The sequence below is a fragment of the Vibrio rarus genome (assembly GCF_024347075.1).
GTDB lineage: Bacteria > Pseudomonadota > Gammaproteobacteria > Enterobacterales > Vibrionaceae > Vibrio > Vibrio rarus.
Map to the genome: position 1 here is coordinate 2476585 of NZ_AP024900.1, position 20947 is coordinate 2497531.

A 20947-nucleotide genomic window follows, 5' to 3' on the forward strand; every position below is an offset into this window, starting at 1 on the left:
TCTAAGCGCTCTTCTCACAATCTTTGGAAGATAAAATTGTATTAAATGTACCAATGCCTCACTTATTGGGCAAGGCATTGCATGACAAAGATTGATATAAAGTGCCTTTTTCTGACGCTAGCCTGACTTAAGCGCTAAAAAAGCCAATGTTAATGACCAATCAATGCCCGCTCACCTCGGAAGATGACTCTGTCATTCCCCCGAAAGACACCAAAAGTAACCACAGCGGAAGGATCTTCATCCCCTTTGTTTCGCCAATTGTATTGCAGCCAAGGTTGGTTGGTAAATGATGTTGCTTTTGAGCAGTCAATATCGTTTTCGTGACGTTGCGGGGAGTCGGTCCCTTGGCTCAGCCATAAACGAACCTGCGCTCTTTCGTTATCTACTCCACTAATAGGATTATGCTCGGCATATAACTCATCAGAAGCCCCGTCAACAACGGTAACCCCACCGTTACTAAGTAATCCGCTATCCGTTGCTGCGGTTGACTGATTATTCCAAATCGTCTGAATACAATATCTATTCGCAGCTAGGAATGTACTAGCATTATCTTGCTTATTGGTTACAAATGCTCCGCCATCCCAATACTCAACTTTTAGTGGTACTCGTAGGGTTTGCCCTGAATTTCCACCAACATCATTGAGTTTCATTCGTCCATAGCGAAACTCTGGTTGATTTGGGAAGGATTTCCCTACATAGGTTTTCGCAGTAGACCCGGAATTAATCTTCTCAATATCTAATCCTGAGAAATCTACTTTATCCACTATGGTCTTAGCTTGTAAGCCAAAGATAGAATTAGACCTATCATAAGGGCCATCCTCTTCCGTAGCTATATATGAGCCCCCTGTTGAACTCACTACTTTTTTCATCAGAGAAAAGTCACTAATAGTCACGGATAATATAGAAGGATCATCACTTAGTCGCTTAGGCCAATCCGCGCCAGACCAAGTTGTCTGCGAACCTGAAATTCGATTGGTCAAACTAACATTCGATGCTTGGCCTAATGTATTAGCGATATAACTCAAACTAGTAATCAATGAGTCATTAAATAGGCCATAGTTTGTCGTTGGCGTACCATCAACAGCTTGTGCTTGGACTTTAAAAGTATGCGGGAACTCTTGGCTCATATAAGCAAAGTTATCCAAACCAGTTAAATAATCCCACTGAGTCCAACTTGGACTGGTATCGTTTTCATCAAGCATTGCTAAGTGATGCGGGGAGAACCGTCCTACTGTACGGTAACCTTTATTGATGGGTTCAAATAGATAATTGCCATCATTTTGAATGCCCGCGGATATTTTTATACTGCCAGCTTCTTTCCACAATAAATCTGTAAACTGTACCGGTCCAGAAGCCTTACTGTCATTGGCAATCCCCGTAGGTGGAACACCTTCCAAACCACTACCAAGCGTACCACCAGATGGAGTATCCAGCTCTGCACTAAGACTCACACTCACCGCGGGCGCTGTGTTTGAGTAAAAATTTTTGGTTTCGAGTGAGTCCAGTTGATTACAATAGTTACTCACATCAATCGCATCATTAGGCGCTGTGTTGCCACTCACCCACTTTATTGGTATTGCATTTAAAGTGAACTCTTGACCTGAATATTTAAAGAACGAGCCAGATTTTGAAGTACCTGAAATATCACTATTATTTGGTTCACATAAAGCAAAAGTCCAAGGTCGAGACTGGATCTGATGTTCTCCTTCATAAGTTCTACACTCTTGTCCACCCTGACTATCATTAATACATATTTCATCTTGCATCACATAAGAGGCACTGCCAGCTTCGGCATAACTGACATTTATATTCGCTGTACTGTTAGAGCCAAAATCAACAGTAACATTGCTATGAGGCGTGGTGGTACCATTCACATTGATAACCTCCCCAGGGCGAGACGTTATTAATGGTGAATGGTACTTAGTTGAGAGAAGCTCAACTTGCTTCACACCGTTGTAATCGCTCGACACAACTGGAGCATTATTCAAACACTCTAAAGGTTGCACTGACACATTCGTCGAGGTTTTACCCGCGATTACATTAGTGGGATTAGGAGAAAATCCTAGCTTATAAGCCACAAATTTATAGTTACCAACGGCTGTAGTTCCTGTCGTATCATCTTCTAGATAACTAGTTACTACTACATTACTGACCGTATTTTCATCCATATTTAGGCGCAATAAACCGTTATTATTTGCCTTATATTGATTGCCCCCTAAAAATGAACCTTGCACTACAGAAAATGTGCTATTGCTACCACCAGAAGCATTAACAATAATATTACCAGCATAAGCTCCGCTATCATTCCCAGAGGAGTCTTTTACTTGAAAATCAAGTGGTTGAGCCGTACAGGTAAGCTGTATACCTTGTAAGGGGGATAAAGATAAAGAGTAATCATTAGTGGGTGGAGGAGTGACATTACAAGTGTCTTCTGTTCTTTCTATCCCTGTACCATTCATATCTATAGTGTGCGCGGTTATAGAGCCATGTAGTACTGCGCCCCCCGTCAACGAAACCGTACCTCGACTAAAAATATTGGCATTAAACGAGGTATTTACTGATACCGTGACTTCAGCCGATTTATTTGATTCATCCTCCGCCCAAATAATTAAATCTTCAGCCTTACCACCGCCTGCTGATGTTATGCTAGAACTACCTAGAATAGTAAAGTTATTTACTTTAATAAATGTATCGGGTTGAACAATAAATTTCGCCGAACCTTGAATCAATAACGTATTAATTTCGTAATACTTACCTGTCATTGTATAGGTGTTATATCCACCACTATCTATGACATCATATCGCCCCTCGGGTATAGACAATGTTTGGTCAGTAACAAACGGTAAAAAAGGAGCATTCGATAACGGATTTACTGCGGGTTCTGCAATCAAAAGGCTGGGATCACTTTGACATCGATTTGAATCACAGGCTCTTTGCCAGCTACCCCCATTAGATACAGACGAAAATCCAACAAAACCTTTCCCGTCGGCCGTCCCCGTTATATACGCACCACCATTACTGACATTTAAAACTGAAGATGTCCCCCAAGACTGCACTACATTAGGAAACACATCACATTGATCTGGAGAGTCATCTGGCGGATCTATTGGCGGAAGTTCAACCGAATCCCCACACTGTAAATCACTAATACCTGTACCTGTCCCATCTAAGGCTCCATTATGCAAATGAACAGACTTGGTTTGTTTTAAAACCGTCACTCCATTCTCTACCCAATAATAGTGCGCTGTACTTAGCTTATTTCCTTGAGCACGGTCTATTTCAATTCTAATGGTATAAGTTTGACCTAATGTTAAACCTTGCTCATTAAATACAAAGTGGGCTAAGGATCTCTCTTGTTCTGTATACCATAAAATATCAGTTTCATTTCCTCCTGAAAGCGCTATTTGTTGATAGTTCGTTGATCCTACAACTTGAAACTGAACGACAAAATCATGATTACCCGTCACATTGCATGTAGTTGCGGCAAACACTGACTGAGATAGCATCGAAAGTACAAAAAATAAAAGTAAAAATAGCCGTCTATTCATCTTTAATGCCTCTCACCCATACTGTTTGCTCTCGCTCTACCTCAAAAACATTACCACTATCACAAACCGCTCGAGTTGAAATTTGAATATATTTCAACTCGACAGGCGTTGTGGTTGGCGACTCTGTACAGGTAATCTTTTTTATGTGACATGGAATATCAGCATTTTCAACCAACGCCTTACTGGCATCCACTGCACTTGATCCAAGTGAACCACACCGCGTAGATAAAGAAGCGTAGCCATCATCTTCATCAAGAGGAAATAAATACGTCACCGCCCACTCGTTACCTGAGCGTGCCAGTAGCGCGGCTTGTTTTCCAAGGACTTCACGGGTGAGAGTGTCTTGATTAGACCAAGATACTCTCGTTAAATTCATCGCAAGCATCCCCATCACTACAATGACGAAAATAGCGACAATATAGACGTTACCTTGCTGTGATTTTCTCGATGTATGATTATTACGGTACATTACTCACCTGTACATCATGCTTATATTGACTCTTCTCATCACCATTTTGAAACAACAAATCAAGATGAACTAAGCCACCTCGCTGTAATGAGGTTTGATCGTAGCTAAAACTGCTTTCATTAAATGCCACACCTGTGGCGACTACTACACCAACGTGAGTCTTTATATCTCCTAAGTAACGCAAAATTCTTGCGCTATTGTCATTGGTGTTAATGCGATTGATACAGTACGTCGTCACCCTGCTATCTTGATAAATAAAGTGACGATGTGCGCTAGATTCACTGGTTAAGTTCATCGCCACCGAAAAGTAATGACCATCTGTCGCAGTGGTCGTACTTTCTAAACCTACAGACTGACCGTCAGATTCTAAGTCTTCTATATGGCTAGGGTTGATGACTAAACGTGTACCTGCGGGAAAAGTATGTGGGTGTGTATAGTTTTCATTAGCAACAACAAATTCCACCTTTCCGGTAGATTCGTTTAAGGTGTAAAAACCGGAGTATTGAATAGGATAAAAAGCAATACACTTATTTGAAGCATCGTCAGTACTAACAAAGCTATTGGGCACGGCATATTGAATTTCTCGGCTCATTTTATCAATAGCAAAGCGAGCTTGATTTTGTAGTCTTTGTCTATCAATAGATTGGGTATACCCCTTAGTGCCAAATTCGACAAAGCCTGCAATACCTAAAAATATAACAGCGAGCACCACTATGGTGATAATCAGCTCGATAAGAGTAAAACCACGTTGTTTCATTAGTAGTTCCCCTTATGAGCCACAAAAGTAAAATCACCATATTGACTGGCCGTCACCGTCACTGTGACCTGTTTAAATAACTTATGACTAGCAGCACCAAGACGAGCGTCATGGTCGTAAACCACCTTCACTTCGGCTCTAAATCCTAAGTAATCTTTGCTAATGTCACTTCCAAAAATATCATTGAGCGGGCCACCATGTGTGGTGTCTATGCATTCTTGCTGAGATTGAGTGGTGGTGTACCAGCAACCTAGGTAATCATCCACATCATTAAAGAGTGCAGGAGGCTCACTGCTATCTGGGCCAAAATCACTCTGTTCAGTACACGCGATCGGATGACCACTACTATCTTTATACTCCACTTCCCCACAACGATATTTACCACCGTCATGGTCGCTGTTCTCATCAAAGTTTCGCGCTAGTATTTCAGTCATTAAGCTGTCAGCTAATGCTGATGCTCGCACTTCATAAAAAGGTTTTGCCGATTGAGCGATTTGTGGGAACAAAAAACTGCTTAGCATCATCAGAGCAATACCCAAAATCACTATGGCTATGATGCTTTCAATAAGGGTAAAGCCTATGCTTTTGTTACGCGCTCTGGGAGATGTTTTATTAACAGCCATACACATACCCCTGACTATTAATACAAATGCCTTGTTGCTGTTGAGAGCTATTTACTTGAATACGAATGGCTTGATCATCAACAGGTGTATTGCAGCCACCCTTACAAGTAGGGTTGCCCAACAAGTCAAAATCAACCGTCATGCTAGGGGAAAAACTCATCTCTTGATTTTCGATAATAACCTGATGGCTAAAAGGTTCATTCGTAGTGGAGTTACACGCTTGCTGTGACCCCAAACAATGTGGGGTGACGACTAATGTAAAACGGCTATTAAGAGGGTTTCCAGATTCGATATTCGATTGCATGCGCCCAAGCTGAATTTGCCTAATCACGGCAATAGCTTGTTGCTGCGCCGCCTGTGCGGAAAACTGTGACACACCAATATATTTACTGGCCGCATATAACGACAATATGGCCACCACAATAATCACCACAATCAACTCTACCAAGGTAAAGCCTTTGCGATACTTTAGAGAACGATGATTCAAATCCTATCCCTAGCGACTGAAAAAGGTGAGTATTTAGATTATATAGAATTGGCAGTGATTTCGCTGAGAAAATAATTAGGTTGCAGAATTAAAAAAGGCCAGCAAAGCTGGCCTTTAAGATTAGTTAAATGTTAATTAACACTTAGATTCGTCTGCAGCTACAATTGTTGGAGTTTCACCTTTTGCATTAGGCGCAGTATAAGTCACTACACATTCATCTGTTGCTGAACCAGAGTTAGCAAACTTGTATTTAATCTCATCGCCAGCGTTAGTACCACCAGTACCTGAAACTGCTACCCAATCACCACCAGTAGCTAAGCCCTCAACTGCTTTACCTATACCATCTACAGATGCCGTCGGATAACCAAAGACAATACCAATTGTATTTGTGCCATCAGAAATTGTCGTATTTGCAGCAGATGTAGTCTCTAGTCCAGCAATCGCAGCTTTACCATAAACGATAGAGCTTGCGCCAGCCATTGCACCTTTTAGGCCTTCAAGAGAAGATGCGCGAGCATCAGATTGTAGATTCAAAAAGCGAGGAGCAGCTGTTACGGCTAGGATACCTAGAATAACGATAACTACTACAAGCTCAATAAGTGTAAAACCGCCTTGCTTTTTCATATATATACCTTTCTATGGCTAAAATTATTTATTACTAAATAGTTTATTACTAATAAAGTTCGTCATTTAACATTTTGTTACTAACAATGTTAACTGGTCAGTTCAGATAAACAAGATCTGCATACTAATTTTTTGCATACATTTTTTGTTGATTTGTGATTCCTAACAACCTGTTTTACAACGGTAATATTGTCTGGGTAAGATAGACACTATTTTGTTGTAAATCGCCCTGCCTCACCAGTGTTTAACTCTTAAAATTGGCACAAAAGTGACAGTGAAACCTAGCTTATTCTACAGCGAGTCATCAGCCATCACTTTTTGCGAATTTAATTAATTTAGTGTTACCTGCACGCTACCTTTTGATACATCGTAGTCAAAGTAGTGGCCCGCAACGGCACCTTTACCGCCTGTAAGCTGAGTATAGCGACAGTTAACAACGTTATTTACGTTGACGATTTGAGCAGTATACTTAATAGAGCTATCATTACCTGCTTGGGCTACCGTGCCTACTTTAGGTGGGTTTTGCAGTAAGTTATTAAATAAATCAAGACAACGAGTTTCAGTTAACACAGTAGGAGAGGTTCCAGTTGGTTCTGTATTATCAGTAAATGCGATTGGGTAACCGTCTCGTAAACCTGAAGCTGCGTCATTGCTCAATACCGAAGAGGTTAATTGAAAATAACTGCCATCATAATCAACAAAATTACTGTTCTTATCGCTCGCAATAGCACGAGGTCGCGCTTCTGCTTCCCACTGCGCGCGAGCAGAGAGTACTGCGGTAGCAAAGCCACCTGCCACGCCTTCAACGCTGGCTTCTTTTGCTTTATCTGTCACATTTAAAAAACGTGGAAGTGCTGCCACGGCCAATAACCCCAATACAACAATAACAATTACTAACTCAATTAAAGAGAAACCTGAATTACGTTTCATAAAACACTCCTATGAGATACTACTTTTGACGGCAGATTATATCTGTATTGATTAAAAAATCTACCAAAATGTAAGCCTTTGTAATAAAAGCCATTAATACTGCTTTTGTACGGATAGGTTCCCTCCCATCATGTTGACTACTATGACATCTTCATTTTTAAAGGTGTAACTGCATGAATACCTATCACTTTTCTGTGATAACGCCACAGATACAGGGGCAAAATTGCGCCTTGGTTTTACCAGTAAAATCTTCTGCCAAGCGTCACAACTTTGCACGCCATTAAGCTGTGGTTTCACCCATCCTCTACCGTTAAAGGCGACTTCGGCACCATTTACTTCTGCATACAGGGGCTTATCTTGTAGTTCCCAGTACTGTCGTAAATAGTTGGCTCGCTCTAATGCTGTTTGGGCAATTAACGATACTGAGGTGCTTTCTGCTTGAATGGCAATGCGTTGCAAAGAAAACAACAACACCGCGATCAATATCAGCACTACAGCCCCCCAAGCGGCTAACTGGCTTAAATTGGGCTTTTTATAAGCGGTTTCCACGATTACCTCTGTATCGCATCCAGCATTCCCCACATTGGTAGGAAAATACCCAAGGCTAAGACCAACACCATGCCCGCCACAATCACCAATAATATAGGTTCAATGCGCGCGGTGAGGGTTTTCAGATCGTAATCTACTTCTCGGTCATAAAAGTCGGCCACTTCTATGAGTAATTCATCAATACGGCCCGTTTCTTCACCTACGGAAATCATTTGTTGCACCAAAGGGGTGAAGATACCGGTATTTTTGGCTGCCGCTGAAATGGCAGAGCCCGCTTCAATGGCAGATTTCATTTCTAGCAGTCTCGCTTCAAGATATTTGTTATCCATTGATTCTGCTGAAAGAGCCAAAGCGTTATTCAAAGGCACTCCCGACTGCAGCATCAATGAAAATGTTCGCGAAAAACGCGCCAATTGTGCGCGGTTCACTATGCTACCCACCACAGGGAATTTAAGGCGCAGGCTATCCCACTTTTCTCGCCCTTCTGCTCGGCTGATCCACGCTTGAAAGGCAAATAACAGCCCCACCATCACACCAATAATTAAGCTCCAATACTCAACAAAGAAATTAGAAGTGCCAATCAAAATTCGGGTGGGTAAAGGCAAATCCACCCCAAAGCGGCTAAACATGCTGGCAAACTGCGGGATGACTTTAATGTTGAGTACAAACATCGCCATGGTGATAAAGGACAACACCAAAATAGGGTAACGCATGGCGGTTTTTATCCGTTTGCGCGTTTCTAATTCTTGTTCGTAGTAGTTACTCAGTTGCAATAAGGCTTTATCGAGGCGACCGGTGCTTTCCCCTACCGAAATCATGGACACAAACAACGGGCTAAATACGCTGGAGTGCAACTGCATAGATGCCGATAGGCTACGACCATTGGTCAGTTCATTGCCCACCTCTACCAAGGCTTGTTTTAACTGCTTGTTAGTGGCGTCTGAAGTCAGCCCTCGAATGGCTCTTAACAGCGGGATACCCGCTTTGGTTAAACTGTACATTTGACGACAGAAGATAACGTACACTTCTAACGGCACAGCAGGAACAAACAGCCCTTTCCAGTCAAAACTACTTTTTGACGAGGACTTGCCAGTACGCAAAGAGATAGGAATGATGCCTTTTTCTATGAGCGCTTCTGCCGCCAACTCTTGAGTTGCAGCATCCACTAGGCCATGCACTTTCTGGCCTTCTAGGTTTCGTCCTTGGTACTTAAAGGTCGCCATAATTACCTACAAAATATACGCTTCTGACAGGCCAGAGCTATCACCCTCACCGAGGGTCATCACTTCATCTAAACTCACCACACCTTGCAAGGCTAATTCCATTGCTGACACCAACAAAGGTTTATACCCTTTGGTATGACGAGCTTGTTGAGCAAAGCCTACGGCATCGTTGGATCGCAATGCATCCATTAATTTTTGGTCAAATTCCAATAACTCAAACACACCCACTCGCCCTTTATAACCAGTTAAGTTACAACTTTGGCAGCCTCGGCCTTTAGTAAAGTTGGCATGTACTTGATTAGGGAAGCGCGCTTGTAACCAAGTGTGCTGACCTTCTCTTACATTGTGCGGTTCGGCGCACTCGGTACATACACGGCGAATCAAACGCTGAGCCAGTACCGCACGAACGGAACTGGCCACCAGGTAGCCCGGCGCGCCCATGTCCATCATCCGTAGTGCGCTGTCTACGGCATCATTGGTGTGCAGCGTACTTAATACTAAGTGACCGGTGAGTGCGGCGCGCAAGCCAATTTCTACTGTCTCTTGGTCACGCATCTCCCCCACTAAAATAATGTCGGGATCTTGTCTGAGGAAGGTACGCAGTATGGTTGAAAACTCTAGGTTAATTTTGCTGTTCACCTGCACCTGGTTCACCCTAGGCAAGCGATATTCAACAGGGTCTTCAACGGTAATGATTTTCTTCGCTGCTGAGTTCAACTCAGACAGTGCACCGTACAAAGTAGTGGTTTTACCTGAACCGGTTGGGCCGGTAACCAAAATCATGCCATGAGGGCGTTTTAGTTGGTAACGCACCCGCTTAAGTAAATCGTCTGGTAAGCCGGTTTCGTCTAATTGACGCACCCCTGCTGTTTGGTTAAGCAAGCGCATAACCACAGATTCCCCATGCTCAACGGGCATGGTGGACATACGAATATCTATAGACTGCCCTTTCACTTTTATGTGAAAACGGCCATCTTGCGGTAAACGTTTTTCAGAAATATCGAGATCGGCCATGAGCTTCAAGCGCAATACCAATGCCGATGAGATGTTCACTTCATTAAGAATGGTTTCATGTAAGATCCCATCTACACGTTGCCGCAAACGCAGTACGTTGTCGTCGGGTTCTATATGGATATCCGAAGCACCCACTTGCACCGCATCCTCAAACAAGGAGTTGATGAGTTTAACAACCGTCACCTCATCACTGTCGGCTTCACTGCTGACACTTATATCAAAGGTGTCAGGGGCTTGGTGCTCCGCATGTAATTGCTCGGCAAATGAAGCGATATCTTTGGTGCGGCGGTAGTAGCGATCAAAGCCTGTGATGAGTTGATCTTCTGCGGCAATCACAAACTCAACATCGTAGCTAGAAAGCAAGCGCAATACGGACTCTTGAGTAAAGAGGTCTGCGGGATCACTCATAGCCACACGAATCGTATTATCATCGCGGTCAATCACTAAGGCTCTTAAGCGACGTGCGTGTACTTCTGGTAACAGCAACACCGCGTCGACATCCACCTCAGCGAGGTTTAAATCGATCAGGGGCAAGTTAAGTTGCTGAGACAAAAACTCTAATAACTGCTTTTCTGATATGAAGCCAAGGTGAATGAGCGTATCACCCAGTTTTCGTCCCGTTTGTCTTTGCGCGCTCAGTGCCTGCTGAACTTGTTCCTCTGAAACAATCTCGTTTTCAACCAGCAAATCGCCTAAGCGTTTTAGCAGTTTAATTGCCACTGGCTTTACCCTCTAATGATTCAAGAAGTTGAATACGGCCTCGAATAAAAGATTGCGTATTTCTTGATACGCCCACTAGACCAAGGGCCTTAGTATAAGAGGCTTTCGCTTCTTCATAGTGCTGTTGGCGTTCTTGCTGAATACCTAAGCCTAGCCACCAGCGGGCATTGTCTGGCTCTTGCTCTGTTAATGCTTTATAGCTCTCTAATGCCATCTCTATTTTCTTGGCTTCCTGCGCTACGGCTGCACGTAAGGCTAGGTAGTCAATGCTGGCATTGTCAGGCAGGTACAGTAATGGGCTTAGGGCGGCTTCCGGTTGTTGCTCTTTAATGAGTAACTTGGCTAAAGCAAAACGCAGTTGTTCGCTTTTATCGTTTAGACGTATGCCATCTTGCAGTAAGGTAGCGGCTTTTCTGACATCTTTACGACCGTAATACAGAGCCGATAACTTTTGTCGTACATCTTCATCGCTCGGCATTAAACGTAATGCGCGGCTGTATTCGGCAAACGCGGTTTTTACATCGTTTGCATCTAGAGCTTTTTCTGCTCGAACAATGGATTTATTGGCCAGCTCTCGTGGGGTCAACTGCACCTGTTGTACTGTCATATTCGATGCACTTGCCGTATCGGCCTTAGCCAATAATATCGGTTTGTGTTGAGCGGTAGGTACAGGCTTAGAGGCAACCACTTTAGCGACGGTCGGCTTTTTCGCCACGGCGGTAGGCTTAGGTGCTGGCTTAGGTTTAGGGGCGACCTTAGCCACCACTGCAGGGGCTTTTTTGGTGCTTGCCACTGCTTGCGTTTTAACTGGCTTATGGAGCGGTTTATGCTCTGCTTTAGGAGAGGCTGTTTTGCTGGGCTCTGCCACCGGTGTTGATGCCGCTTTGGCTACCGTCACGGGTTTATCTTGAGCTATGGGTGTATCTTGAGGCTGTTGCTTCGCTGGCACCACAGGAGCGGCATGAATCGCCGCCGGTTCTAGCACCTTACTGTGCGTAGGGGAAGATGCGGTCGCTGTAGACTCAAGTTTAGCCGTAGATGACACAGCAGGGGCTTCTACTTGAGCTTGCTGTTGCGCTTGAGCAATGGTGACATCGCTAACCGATTCATTACTTACCGGCGGTTGCTGTTGAGACACGGCCCAACTGCCAATGGCCATACTAATAGCGACACCGCCAATCAGCCAAGCAATTGGTTTTGATTGTTTTATTTTTGGCACGTCAGCAGGCGTCAACGCTTGCCCTTGAGACTTATCTTTATCGGCCAGTTTAGATAAAGCACTGTTAACAACACTCATACTTGTTGCCACCCCCATAAAAATGGTGTTTTGTATTTTGGTTTTTGCATCACGTAGGTGTCTTTCATTGCATCAAATAGATGTCGATTAGCGACCGTTTGTTTGTCTGAGCTAAATGCCAACAATAAGGCCTTATGGCACAGTTGATTTATGATACGAGGTATACCTGAAGCGGAGCGCCAAATGGCTTTTTTCTGTCGCAAATTAAACAAGTTTTTGCTTCCTCCACACAAGGTGATGCGATGGTCTATATAGGCGGATGCTTCTTCCAATGTCAGAGGGCGCAATTGGGCATTAAAGGTGATGCGCTGGCGAAACTGTCGTAAGTGATGCTCAGACAATCGCTCATCTAACTCGGGTTGACCGATTAGTACAATCTGCAATAGTTTGCTATTGATAGTTTCAAGGTTGCCAAACAAGCGTATGGTTTCCAATGCTTCATCACTTAAGGCTTGCGCCTCATCCACCAGAGCAACAACTGGCTTACCCGCCTCTCTCATTGCCAATAATTTTTTCTGAATATTATCAACAATGGCTCGATGATCATCGGTATTCACTTGCAACTCTTTTGCTATGGCAAAGCGTATACCATCGCCATCTAGCACTGGATTCGGCAAATACACCAAAGTGTACTGGTCCTCAAGTTGCTCGATTAACATTCGGCACACCATGGTTTTTCCAGTACCCACTTCTCCGGTTAATTTTACAATCCCTTCCCCCATATTAACGGCTGACATCACGGTATGGATCGCCTCATAGTGCGGAGCCAAACCGTGAAAAAGTTCAGTGTTAGGAGTCAACCCAAATGGGGGTTGGTTAAAGCCAAATCTCGAAAAATACATTACTGCCCTTCAGGGAACCATTCATTCAACAAATTACGTGAACGTTCAATCTCTTGCTGCCAAGTATTGACACCTACAACGGTAGGTTTAAGCAAAATAACCAATTCTGTTTTATCTTTAGAAGTCACTGTATTGCGGAATAGATGTCCAATTCCGGGGATATCACCAAGGAATGGGACTTTAGACACTACTTCTTTATTGGCTGTTTTCATCAAACCACCAATCACCACCACATCGCCATCTGAGGCACGGATGATGGTATCGGACTCTCGAATGGAGCTTTTCGCTAACGGCAGTTGTATAACGCCAGCGGTATCACCAAGGTCGATTGATTTCATCTCAGTGGTCACATCAATAACCGCTGGGTGTACATGCAACAGCACATTACCTTGGTCATCAATTTGTGGCGTTACATCTAGAGAGATACCTGAGAAGAAAGGCGTCAATTCGACATCGGGGGCCACATTGGCGTTGTCGCCACTGCCAACCACACTGCTCACGTCGGTGACGAAGTATTCATCTTCACCCACTTTTATTAACGCTTTTTGGTTATTGGCAGCGGTTACTCTCGGGCTGGACAATACATTTAAGTCGCCCTGAGTTGCCATAAAGTTAAGGACCGCTTGGAAGTTACCATCTGAAACGGTTACTGCCGTTGAGCCTCCGAGTAAATCAGCTATCGGGTCTAATCCAGATAAGGTAGAGGCTGCGCGATTTACCACCACGTTAGCACCACCTAGTGAGGCACTCATGTTGCTCCACTCGATGCCTTGTTGGTAGCCGTCGCTTAACGTAACTTCAAGGATTTTAGTTTCCAGAATAACCTGACGTTGTAGGCGTTGTTTTGACACATCAAGATAACGACGGATCTCACGAATTTCATCGGGATAAGCACGCACTGTGATAACGCTCGCTTGTGGCGACACCACTACGCTACGTCCGCCACTGGCGCCAATTAATGTCGAAACCGACTGCTCTAGTTGCGCCCAAAAGTCGCTCTCACTGATGGTTTCTATATCTGTACCACCGGTTTTTTCGGTAGATGTGTTTGAAGAGCTTGAAGAGCTTGATGAACGGCTATCACTACTGCTGCTTCCATCATCTTTCGAGGATACTGAACCGTTTGTTATAGAAGTGAGTGAGCGGCCCATTCTTTTCAGTTGTAGGTAATCTACAGGAATGGTTTCGGTGCGCAGTCCTGCTGGATACACTTGAATTACTTTGCCATTTTTCACCACGTCATAACCGTAGATATCGCGAACAACATCCAGCACTTCGTCCATAGTGACGTCGGTTAGATTTACCGTAATACGTCCGGCAACGTCTGGGTGAATAGCAACGCTATATTCTGTGCCTTTCACTAAACTGGCAAAGAATGCTTTTGCTTGAACCCCATTGGCTTGCACTCGAAAACGTTTCAAAGTGGTTTGTTTAGTTGGTGATACACCATCTAAATCTGGCATAAGATCAGCTTGAACAGAGTCAGGCAGTTGTTCCAGACTTTTGCTATTTGCTTGGTTGGCAGCTTCATTTAAGGCCTGCTTAACCTCTACAGGATCTCTATGACCCATAGAGCATCCAGATAAAACCGCTATAACCATCCCTAGAAAAATAATACGCATGAAGATACTAAAACCTTATTGTCTAACGTCTGAATTAAAAAGTGCTAGGTGCCAAACTTTTCCATTACGAGCTAATGTCACTCGTTGCGAGGTTATTTTTTTGACGTGATAGCCCGCTATGGATTGCCCTTCGGACAAAATATTATCGTTGAGCATGGCAAAACATTGAGCGCCCTCATCACAGACAACGCTTTGCAATGTTGGTAAAGCGTATGTCTTTACCTTGGCCACACTGCTGGATTTTTTACTGTACCAACCTAATGGTGCTGTAGGGTCTTGTTGCGCATACGCAATTTGCCCAAAGCCCAAAGTTAGCAACAACATGATCACTCTAGCCACTAATGAACTCCTGTCTTGTACCTAAGGTGTACACCTCTAAGACTAATTCTGCTTTCGGGTACTTTTGTACTTTGTAGTTAAAACTGCGCCAAAAATACTTCACTGGCATTTTCTCAAGAGTGGCTAAGTAGTTTTGAATATCGAAATATTTACCCGAAATCGTTATTCTTACCGGATGCAAAAAGTATCCCGATTGGTCACTTTTATCCGTGATGGATTCCGCAGGAAGTGATTGTAATGATTCTAACTTTAGCTTACCGCCACTGCCTAATACTGTTTCTAATAATTGCGCCATTTGACTAGGGGCAATTAAGCTATCTACTACGTTGGATAACTGTTCAGCCAACTGCTGATTTTTTATGGTGAGCTGGGTCAGTTTTTTGTCGATCTCCGCATCTGGATCGCGTTTTAACTTCGCCTCTAACACATTGATATCCGCTTGCGTCATCACGACTATTTGACGCTCTTGTTGCAAGTTACTAGCAGCGCTGTTTTTTTGCTCCGTTGCAGGATCAAGTAGGAAAGTTAAACTAATTAAAATGATACCAATCCAACCGCCGATAGCGATCAGCCACTTTTCACGAAGGCTTAAGTCAGAAAAGCGGTCACATAGCCCTTGCCATTGTTCTTTCATTATTTGCGCCCTCCTTTCGCTTTTAGCTCAAATGTCACGACATTCTTTTTGTCTCGACCTATGTGCAAAGAGTCAAAAGTTCGTCCCACTAATGGCAGCTCTTTTTTAAACTGCTTAACCCAGCTAGGCACAGCCGCTGGGTTGCTTGCGATACCTGAAAGGTCTAAATGGGAACTGGTAATTACGATATGTTGCAATGAGATATCATTGCGCGCTTGCGCCGATAATGCTCCCATAATGCCTGAGTAACCCACTTTTTGTGAGTCGTCAAACTTACCTACCGCATCTAATGAGCTTCTTTTGGATTCAATATCTTGTTCAATTCGCTTGGCTGCATTGAGCTTAGCTTGCGTCGGTGTATGGGTGGCAAGTTGTTGCTGTAAACTGGTTCTTGCTCGATCAAGCTCATCGGCTTGGCTCTTCACGCTGACTAATTGCAGTTTAATTTGTTTGGTTTGCTGCGTTTGAAGATAAGTTAACCCTGCAATCACGATTAAGGTCAGTACCCATACTGATACGACTTTATTGAGTGTCAGTAACTCTTTCTGCGGGCGTAAATGCTCTGGGTATAAATTAATGCTAAATGAGGATAACCCAGCAACCGTTTTACAAAGAGTCACTCCGCTTGATACCTGCGGTTCCGATAGCGGGGAAATTTTAGGGTTAACCGTGTCTTGCAATCGCTCAATCAACTGTTGCGTGTTGTCTTCATCACAACAGACAAATAACTGTCTAAATGATGACTGAGGCATGGAGGTTTTCAAGTAATCGGCACTGCGCTGGATATCCAACGCTAGGGAGTCATACATGTCTAAAGTGCCATTTTCTCCTGTGATAGGAGCGGCTATGCCTCGCAAGCTACGATTAAAAACAGGAATGCCGTCAACATATGCGGCAAGTTTGTAGCCATCGTTAATCGTGCGTCTAAGCAATAAGAAGCTATCGGCCTCGGTTGTGCTGCGTCCCCAGATCTCGTCTTCGGTGATAACTCGATTAACATGCACATCATGAGCAAGGCCCACTTCAAGTAAGACTTGTAAAGTGCGCTTGGCAATAATATAAGCCTGCACTTTTTGCCCGTCGGGCATCAAACTGGCGTCTGCGACAATATCGGTAAATTTTTCTGTGATGAGATCTTTAAGTAAGAACGGAAGCGCCACAGACCACTCTTCTTTTGGCAGCTGTGGTTTATCGATTTGATAGCTTTGGTAGTGTTGCGCACTGAGCACAATACACGCCTTGCCTTTATAGTTCTTATTCGACAGTGCGTCTTTAAGGGCGCTCTCCCAATTGCCATGAGCAATGGGATATACCTCTGGGGCTTTTTCAGGTTGAGAGCGTTCCGACAAATAAACTGCATCTGCCTGTATTACTATGACTAATTGAAAACCATCATTCCTGGATAGTTTTAGTTTTTTCAATTTAGACAACCATGTCATGATAACTACCACTTCAAATGTTTAAGACTAATAAAACCCATTGCGCACGATTAATTCGCTTTATTCTTCCAACGATTCCTTTTACCTAGAATCGTGGCCGTCACTTTTGTTGTTGATACAGGAACAGCGGAGATAAAATCACTTTCTTTGGCAAAGAAGCGACCTTGTCCACCATCGATCCCTAATTCTTGTAATTGTTGCCACTCACGCTGGGTTTCTACACCGACTGCGATAACTTTTGTTTTGGTATTGGTACAAGCACCAATCAAACTGCGTATATATAGCTGATTTTCCGAGCGACCTTCTATGTTACGCACTAAACTGCGGTGTAGCTTTAAGTAATCTATTTTTGAATCTTTAATATAGTGCAAACTAAGGATTGTACGCCCTGCTTGATTGACGATCACTTTACACCCCAACCCTGAAATCATTCTTAGAACATTTCGCATGACATCTAGGTGAGTTACCATAGGCCCTTCCAGAAACTCGAAAGATAATCGCTTACGCTGATCGGGGGTCAGTTGCAAAAGTTCATCTCTGAACCAATTAAAGTGCGTTCGATACTTAAATGGCTGAGCATACAAATTAACAGAGTAGCATGATGATTGTTTATCCTGCTTTAAATACTTCACTAAATTAAATAAAACACTTCTATCTAACTGCTTCTCATATCCTACCTGTCTAACGGCAGGACTAAACTTAGACGCTTTAAGCACTAGCCTTTGCTCATCGATAATTCGGCTGAAAATTTCTTCATGTATTTGCTCTATTCCTCCTTGCTCATTGAGCAAAAAGCATGGCTGTTTTATTAGAATTAACTTATCAGGCGTTAATTGCTTATCGAACAACGTGCGCCAACGCACACTGCCTCGTTCCGAAGATGGTTTGCTTTTTTTATTAAAGCAGCTCCAGTTATTCGAGCCCTCTAGTTGCGCACTTTTTAACGCTGTTTCCACTTCGTTAAGGATATCACTTTTTCGCTCTCCTTGTCGGTATACGGTCATTCCTGCATGCAACCAATTCTCTGCGTCTAATCCTAGTAACGGTGTCAGTTTTCCGATCTGTTTTAATAATTGCGAGACCAAATTAGAGACATTTTCCAGTGACTGATTCGGCACTAAAATAGCAAAGGTATCCGTGAAATATCTAGCAAAAACAACATCTGGAAATCGGGAAACACAATTAGTAATCACCTCACCTAACATCACGATAAACCGATCTTGCTGTTCTTTGCTACATGCCTCTTTTATATCAATCCAATTATTAACTTGAACCATGATTATGCCACCGGCAGCATTACTCTCGGTTAAGGTTGATTCAAGTCTGTTATCAAAAGATAAGCGATTTACCGCACCGGTTAATTGATCCTGAAAAGCATGGGAGCGAATAAAAGTATCAAAACGACTTCGCTCCTGTCTGGCATCTTGCAATTCCGCGATTAATTTATCTAACGCTTCACTGGCGGTATAAGGCCACTCTAAATGATCGCCAACAGCATATTGCTCTACACGACCGGCAAGTATCATTCGACCTCGCTCTTCTAATAATTCGGAGCCCTGTAACTGCCCTTGTAACCAACGTAAGCCTTGCACTAAACAAATGGCTATCAAGGCAAAGGCCAAGGTAAGAGAAGATAATGCTCCGATGGAATAGTCGTAGCCAATATAAGGTGGTAATACTTTAACGCTTATCGTATACGATGGGTGTAGTGTTAGCTGATTTGAGATAGTAATTAAGCGTGCTACATCGTATGTTCGTTCGGTATCATGGTACTCAAACACTACAGAGTTATCCGTAGACAATTCAAGCTCGATAACATTGCTCGCCTTAATAATTTGAGGAATCCAACGACGAAATTCGCTGGTGTCTATATGTTCCAGTAACTGCTGATCAATGACCTTTACCATGCTCGAAACCGAGTACTTGGTATATTCCTGACCAAGTTGCTTTATCGATAGAGCCCCTCCAACAAAGAGAATAAAAACAGCACCTATAACTATCATGGTTACAAATGCCACTAGGCGGGTGCTAAGTTTTAATGACGGGGTCGTTCGCATGAAGATTCAATCCTTGAATTTCACCTATTGTTGATAGGATATACTGCTAAATGATGAATAAAACTATTTATTGTTAATAATTTAATACCACCGACAAAAACAAGTTGTTTCATATGGTTTTTGTTATAAATGTCGTTTTTTACAAATGACTAACCCAGCATTTCTGCTGGGCTAGTGGGTATCCATCTCGTTAAAAGCGTTTATTGTGGCGCTTTTAATCTACGTAAGATCTAAAACGGGATGTCGTCATCAAAATCCATTGGTGGCTCATTAAACTGCTGAGGAGCCTGTTGCGGTTTTTGCTGTTGCGCAGGTGCCGGTTGGTGAACCTGCGGTTGCTGAGGTTGACCCCAATTGCCACCTTGTTGCTGTTGACCTTGAGGTGCACCGTACTGGCCACCTTGGTTTTGATTTTGGTTTTGTTGACCACCTTGACGAGATCCTAGCAGTTGCATCTGACCGGTAGGCCATTGCACAACCACTTCTGTGGTATAACGATCTTGTCCTGACTGATCTTGCCATTTACGCGTTTGTAATTGGCCTTCAATATAAACTTGTGAACCTTTTTTCAGGTACTCACCAGCAATTTCTGCAGTTTTACCAAATAACACAACTCGGTGCCATTCCGTCTTCTCACGTTGTTCGCCACTGGCTTTATCACGCCAAGTTTCAGAAGTTGCAATGGTAATGTTTGCAATTGCATTGCCATTTGCGGCGAAACGAACCTCAGGATCTTGTCCTAAGTTACCCATAATAATTACTTTGTTGACGCCACGGCTAGCCATGTATCGCTCCATCTGTTTCTTACTGTTTCTAATACGCCAAGCATAGCATGCCTAACGGACTACTTAAATCACTAGAAAGTGTATTCGAGAACCCACGACATTGCACAAACTGTGCCCCTTACCTGAAACAAACACTTGCATTTTTTTCGATATATTCCGCACTTTTATGCAATAAGATAGGTAATAACACCCTTGTTATTGAATATTGTCGCAAAAGTCAGTACCTAGTTTCGCAAACCAAAAGGATGCAAAAGAAACTGGTTTTAGGTAAGAGAGAGGTAGATATATGTATTTTGATGAAATTAATTCTCAATTATTTTTGCATGAAAGCTGCGAGTTTGATGCACACACCATTCAACAAATTGAAAAACTGTCTTCTGTTCAGTTACATCCTCTTGATGATTGGCATCAACGCTACAAGCCGAGCATGAACCCAACCATACTGATCAATTTTAATGACACTAAGTTCAGCAGCGATGAGTTTGTCATCCCTCATTCAGCGAATAAAAAGGTCTATATTGTTTTAACTCAAGCTCCTATCAATATAAGGACAGCGGATCTTTTAAAGTTTGGGTGCGTGAGGGGGGTGTTCAATAAGCATCAGACGGTCAAAGAGATCGCTTATGGCGTTGAGGCATTAAGTAAAGGCTACTCATGGTTAAGCTATGCACTGACTGAACAGTTACTTTCTTATTACCAATCGGTACTGATGCGCTATGCCCCACCGCACACTATTAATCTTACTCGCAGAGAAATGGAGGTGCTTGAGGCGCTTAGGGCTGGAAAATCAAACTACGAATTAGCGGAGCAACTTTTTATTAGCGAACACACCATAAAATCACACTTATATAAAATATTTCGCAAAATTAAAGTAAAGAATCGCGAGGAAGCAGTGATCTGGGCCCATCATTTCTTGCCTTAATCTATCAAATAGATAGATTTAACCTAAGTGTATTTTATATCCATGAAATCTAGTGGTAGAGTTAGG

At 43.1% G+C, this 20947-nt stretch carries 19 protein-coding genes; 1 reads left to right on the forward strand and 18 read right to left on the reverse strand.

Annotated features, from left to right (window positions below; all coding sequences use genetic code 11):
• Positions 1-149 precede the first annotated feature (149 nt).
• The 18 genes from OCU56_RS11300 to OCU56_RS11385 form a co-directional block, all read right to left on the reverse strand.
• On the reverse strand, positions 150-3548 hold the full coding sequence (locus tag OCU56_RS11300; protein WP_261873314.1) for a DUF6701 domain-containing protein: 3399 nt from the start codon (positions 3546-3548) through the stop codon (positions 150-152).
• Positions 3541-4017, reverse strand: a complete 477-nt coding sequence (locus tag OCU56_RS11305; protein ID WP_261873315.1) for a hypothetical protein — start codon at positions 4015-4017, stop codon at positions 3541-3543. The genes OCU56_RS11300 and OCU56_RS11305 overlap by 8 nt, the downstream gene beginning before the upstream one ends.
• Complete coding sequence (locus OCU56_RS11310; protein WP_261873316.1) at positions 4007-4774, reverse strand: PilW family protein; 768 nt, start codon at positions 4772-4774, stop codon at positions 4007-4009. Before OCU56_RS11310 ends, OCU56_RS11305 begins: the two co-directional genes overlap by 11 nt.
• A complete protein-coding gene (locus OCU56_RS11315) occupies positions 4774-5397 on the reverse strand; it encodes a type IV pilus modification PilV family protein (RefSeq protein WP_261873317.1) in 624 nt (207 codons plus the stop codon). The genes OCU56_RS11310 and OCU56_RS11315 overlap by 1 nt, the downstream gene beginning before the upstream one ends.
• On the reverse strand, positions 5387-5884 hold the full coding sequence (locus OCU56_RS11320; RefSeq protein WP_261873318.1) for a prepilin-type N-terminal cleavage/methylation domain-containing protein: 498 nt from the start codon (positions 5882-5884) through the stop codon (positions 5387-5389). Before OCU56_RS11320 ends, OCU56_RS11315 begins: the two co-directional genes overlap by 11 nt.
• Before the next feature lie 135 nt (positions 5885-6019).
• Entirely contained in the window at positions 6020-6508 is a 489-nt protein-coding gene (locus OCU56_RS11325; RefSeq protein ID WP_261873319.1) for a type II secretion system protein, read from the reverse strand.
• 330 nt (positions 6509-6838) lie between these two features.
• Entirely contained in the window at positions 6839-7438 is a 600-nt protein-coding gene (locus OCU56_RS11330; protein WP_261873320.1) for a type II secretion system protein, read from the reverse strand.
• Between the two features lie 93 nt (positions 7439-7531).
• Entirely contained in the window at positions 7532-7987 is a 456-nt protein-coding gene (locus tag OCU56_RS11335; protein ID WP_261873321.1) for a hypothetical protein, read from the reverse strand.
• A 2-nt stretch (positions 7988-7989) separates the two neighbouring features.
• Positions 7990-9210, reverse strand: coding sequence for a type II secretion system F family protein (locus OCU56_RS11340; RefSeq protein ID WP_261873322.1), 1221 nt, complete (start codon positions 9208-9210; stop codon positions 7990-7992).
• Positions 9211-9216: 6 nt separating this feature from the next.
• Positions 9217-10944: a GspE/PulE family protein gene (locus OCU56_RS11345; RefSeq protein ID WP_261873323.1), complete on the reverse strand. Its 1728-nt coding sequence runs from the start codon at positions 10942-10944 to the stop codon at positions 9217-9219.
• Positions 10934-12241, reverse strand: coding sequence for a hypothetical protein (locus OCU56_RS11350; RefSeq protein WP_261873324.1), 1308 nt, complete (start codon positions 12239-12241; stop codon positions 10934-10936). Before OCU56_RS11350 ends, OCU56_RS11345 begins: the two co-directional genes overlap by 11 nt.
• Positions 12238-13083: an ExeA family protein gene (locus OCU56_RS11355; protein WP_261873325.1), complete on the reverse strand. Its 846-nt coding sequence runs from the start codon at positions 13081-13083 to the stop codon at positions 12238-12240. The genes OCU56_RS11350 and OCU56_RS11355 overlap by 4 nt, the downstream gene beginning before the upstream one ends.
• Entirely contained in the window at positions 13083-14705 is a 1623-nt protein-coding gene (gene mshL, locus OCU56_RS11360; RefSeq protein WP_261873326.1) for a pilus (MSHA type) biogenesis protein MshL, read from the reverse strand. Before mshL ends, OCU56_RS11355 begins: the two co-directional genes overlap by 1 nt.
• A gap of 15 nt (positions 14706-14720) precedes the next feature.
• The gene (locus tag OCU56_RS11365; RefSeq protein ID WP_261873327.1) at positions 14721-15044 is read right to left on the reverse strand and encodes an MSHA biogenesis protein MshK; all 324 of its coding nucleotides are present in this window, start codon (positions 15042-15044) and stop codon (positions 14721-14723) included.
• Positions 15037-15678: a type 4a pilus biogenesis protein PilO gene (gene pilO, locus OCU56_RS11370; RefSeq protein ID WP_261873328.1), complete on the reverse strand. Its 642-nt coding sequence runs from the start codon at positions 15676-15678 to the stop codon at positions 15037-15039. The genes OCU56_RS11365 and pilO overlap by 8 nt, the downstream gene beginning before the upstream one ends.
• The gene (locus tag OCU56_RS11375) at positions 15678-17027 is read right to left on the reverse strand and encodes a hypothetical protein (RefSeq protein ID WP_261873329.1); all 1350 of its coding nucleotides are present in this window, start codon (positions 17025-17027) and stop codon (positions 15678-15680) included. Before OCU56_RS11375 ends, pilO begins: the two co-directional genes overlap by 1 nt.
• 140 nt (positions 17028-17167) lie before the next feature.
• Complete coding sequence (csrD, locus tag OCU56_RS11380) at positions 17168-19174, reverse strand: RNase E specificity factor CsrD (protein ID WP_261873330.1); 2007 nt, start codon at positions 19172-19174, stop codon at positions 17168-17170.
• Positions 19175-19404: 230 nt separating this feature from the next.
• Positions 19405-19959, reverse strand: coding sequence for a single-stranded DNA-binding protein (locus OCU56_RS11385; protein WP_261873331.1), 555 nt, complete (start codon positions 19957-19959; stop codon positions 19405-19407).
• A 286-nt stretch (positions 19960-20245) separates the two neighbouring features.
• Between OCU56_RS11385 and OCU56_RS11390 the strand changes: the two genes are divergently transcribed.
• Positions 20246-20881, forward strand: coding sequence for a response regulator transcription factor (locus OCU56_RS11390; RefSeq protein WP_261873332.1), 636 nt, complete (start codon positions 20246-20248; stop codon positions 20879-20881).
• Positions 20882-20947: the final 66 nt, after the last annotated feature.

Bases quoted from the DNA above. Each gene is read 5' to 3' on its own strand.
- OCU56_RS11300 (WP_261873314.1), bottom strand. From the start codon at position 3,548: ATGAATAGACGGCTATTTTTACTTTTATTTTTTGTACTTTCGATGCTA.
- OCU56_RS11305 (WP_261873315.1), bottom strand. From the start codon at position 4,017: ATGTACCGTAATAATCATACATCGAGAAAATCACAGCAAGGTAACGTC.
- OCU56_RS11310 (WP_261873316.1), bottom strand. From the start codon at position 4,774: ATGAAACAACGTGGTTTTACTCTTATCGAGCTGATTATCACCATAGTG.
- OCU56_RS11315 (WP_261873317.1), bottom strand. From the start codon at position 5,397: ATGGCTGTTAATAAAACATCTCCCAGAGCGCGTAACAAAAGCATAGGC.
- OCU56_RS11325 (WP_261873319.1), bottom strand. From the start codon at position 6,508: ATGAAAAAGCAAGGCGGTTTTACACTTATTGAGCTTGTAGTAGTTATC.
- OCU56_RS11330 (WP_261873320.1), bottom strand. From the start codon at position 7,438: ATGAAACGTAATTCAGGTTTCTCTTTAATTGAGTTAGTAATTGTTATT.
- OCU56_RS11340 (WP_261873322.1), bottom strand. From the start codon at position 9,210: ATGGCGACCTTTAAGTACCAAGGACGAAACCTAGAAGGCCAGAAAGTG.
- OCU56_RS11350 (WP_261873324.1), bottom strand. From the start codon at position 12,241: ATGAGTGTTGTTAACAGTGCTTTATCTAAACTGGCCGATAAAGATAAG.
- OCU56_RS11355 (WP_261873325.1), bottom strand. From the start codon at position 13,083: ATGTATTTTTCGAGATTTGGCTTTAACCAACCCCCATTTGGGTTGACT.
- mshL (WP_261873326.1), bottom strand. From the start codon at position 14,705: ATGCGTATTATTTTTCTAGGGATGGTTATAGCGGTTTTATCTGGATGC.
- pilO (WP_261873328.1), bottom strand. From the start codon at position 15,678: ATGAAAGAACAATGGCAAGGGCTATGTGACCGCTTTTCTGACTTAAGC.
- csrD (WP_261873330.1), bottom strand. From the start codon at position 19,174: ATGCGAACGACCCCGTCATTAAAACTTAGCACCCGCCTAGTGGCATTT.
- OCU56_RS11385 (WP_261873331.1), bottom strand. From the start codon at position 19,959: ATGGCTAGCCGTGGCGTCAACAAAGTAATTATTATGGGTAACTTAGGA.
- OCU56_RS11390 (WP_261873332.1), top strand. From the start codon at position 20,246: ATGTATTTTGATGAAATTAATTCTCAATTATTTTTGCATGAAAGCTGC.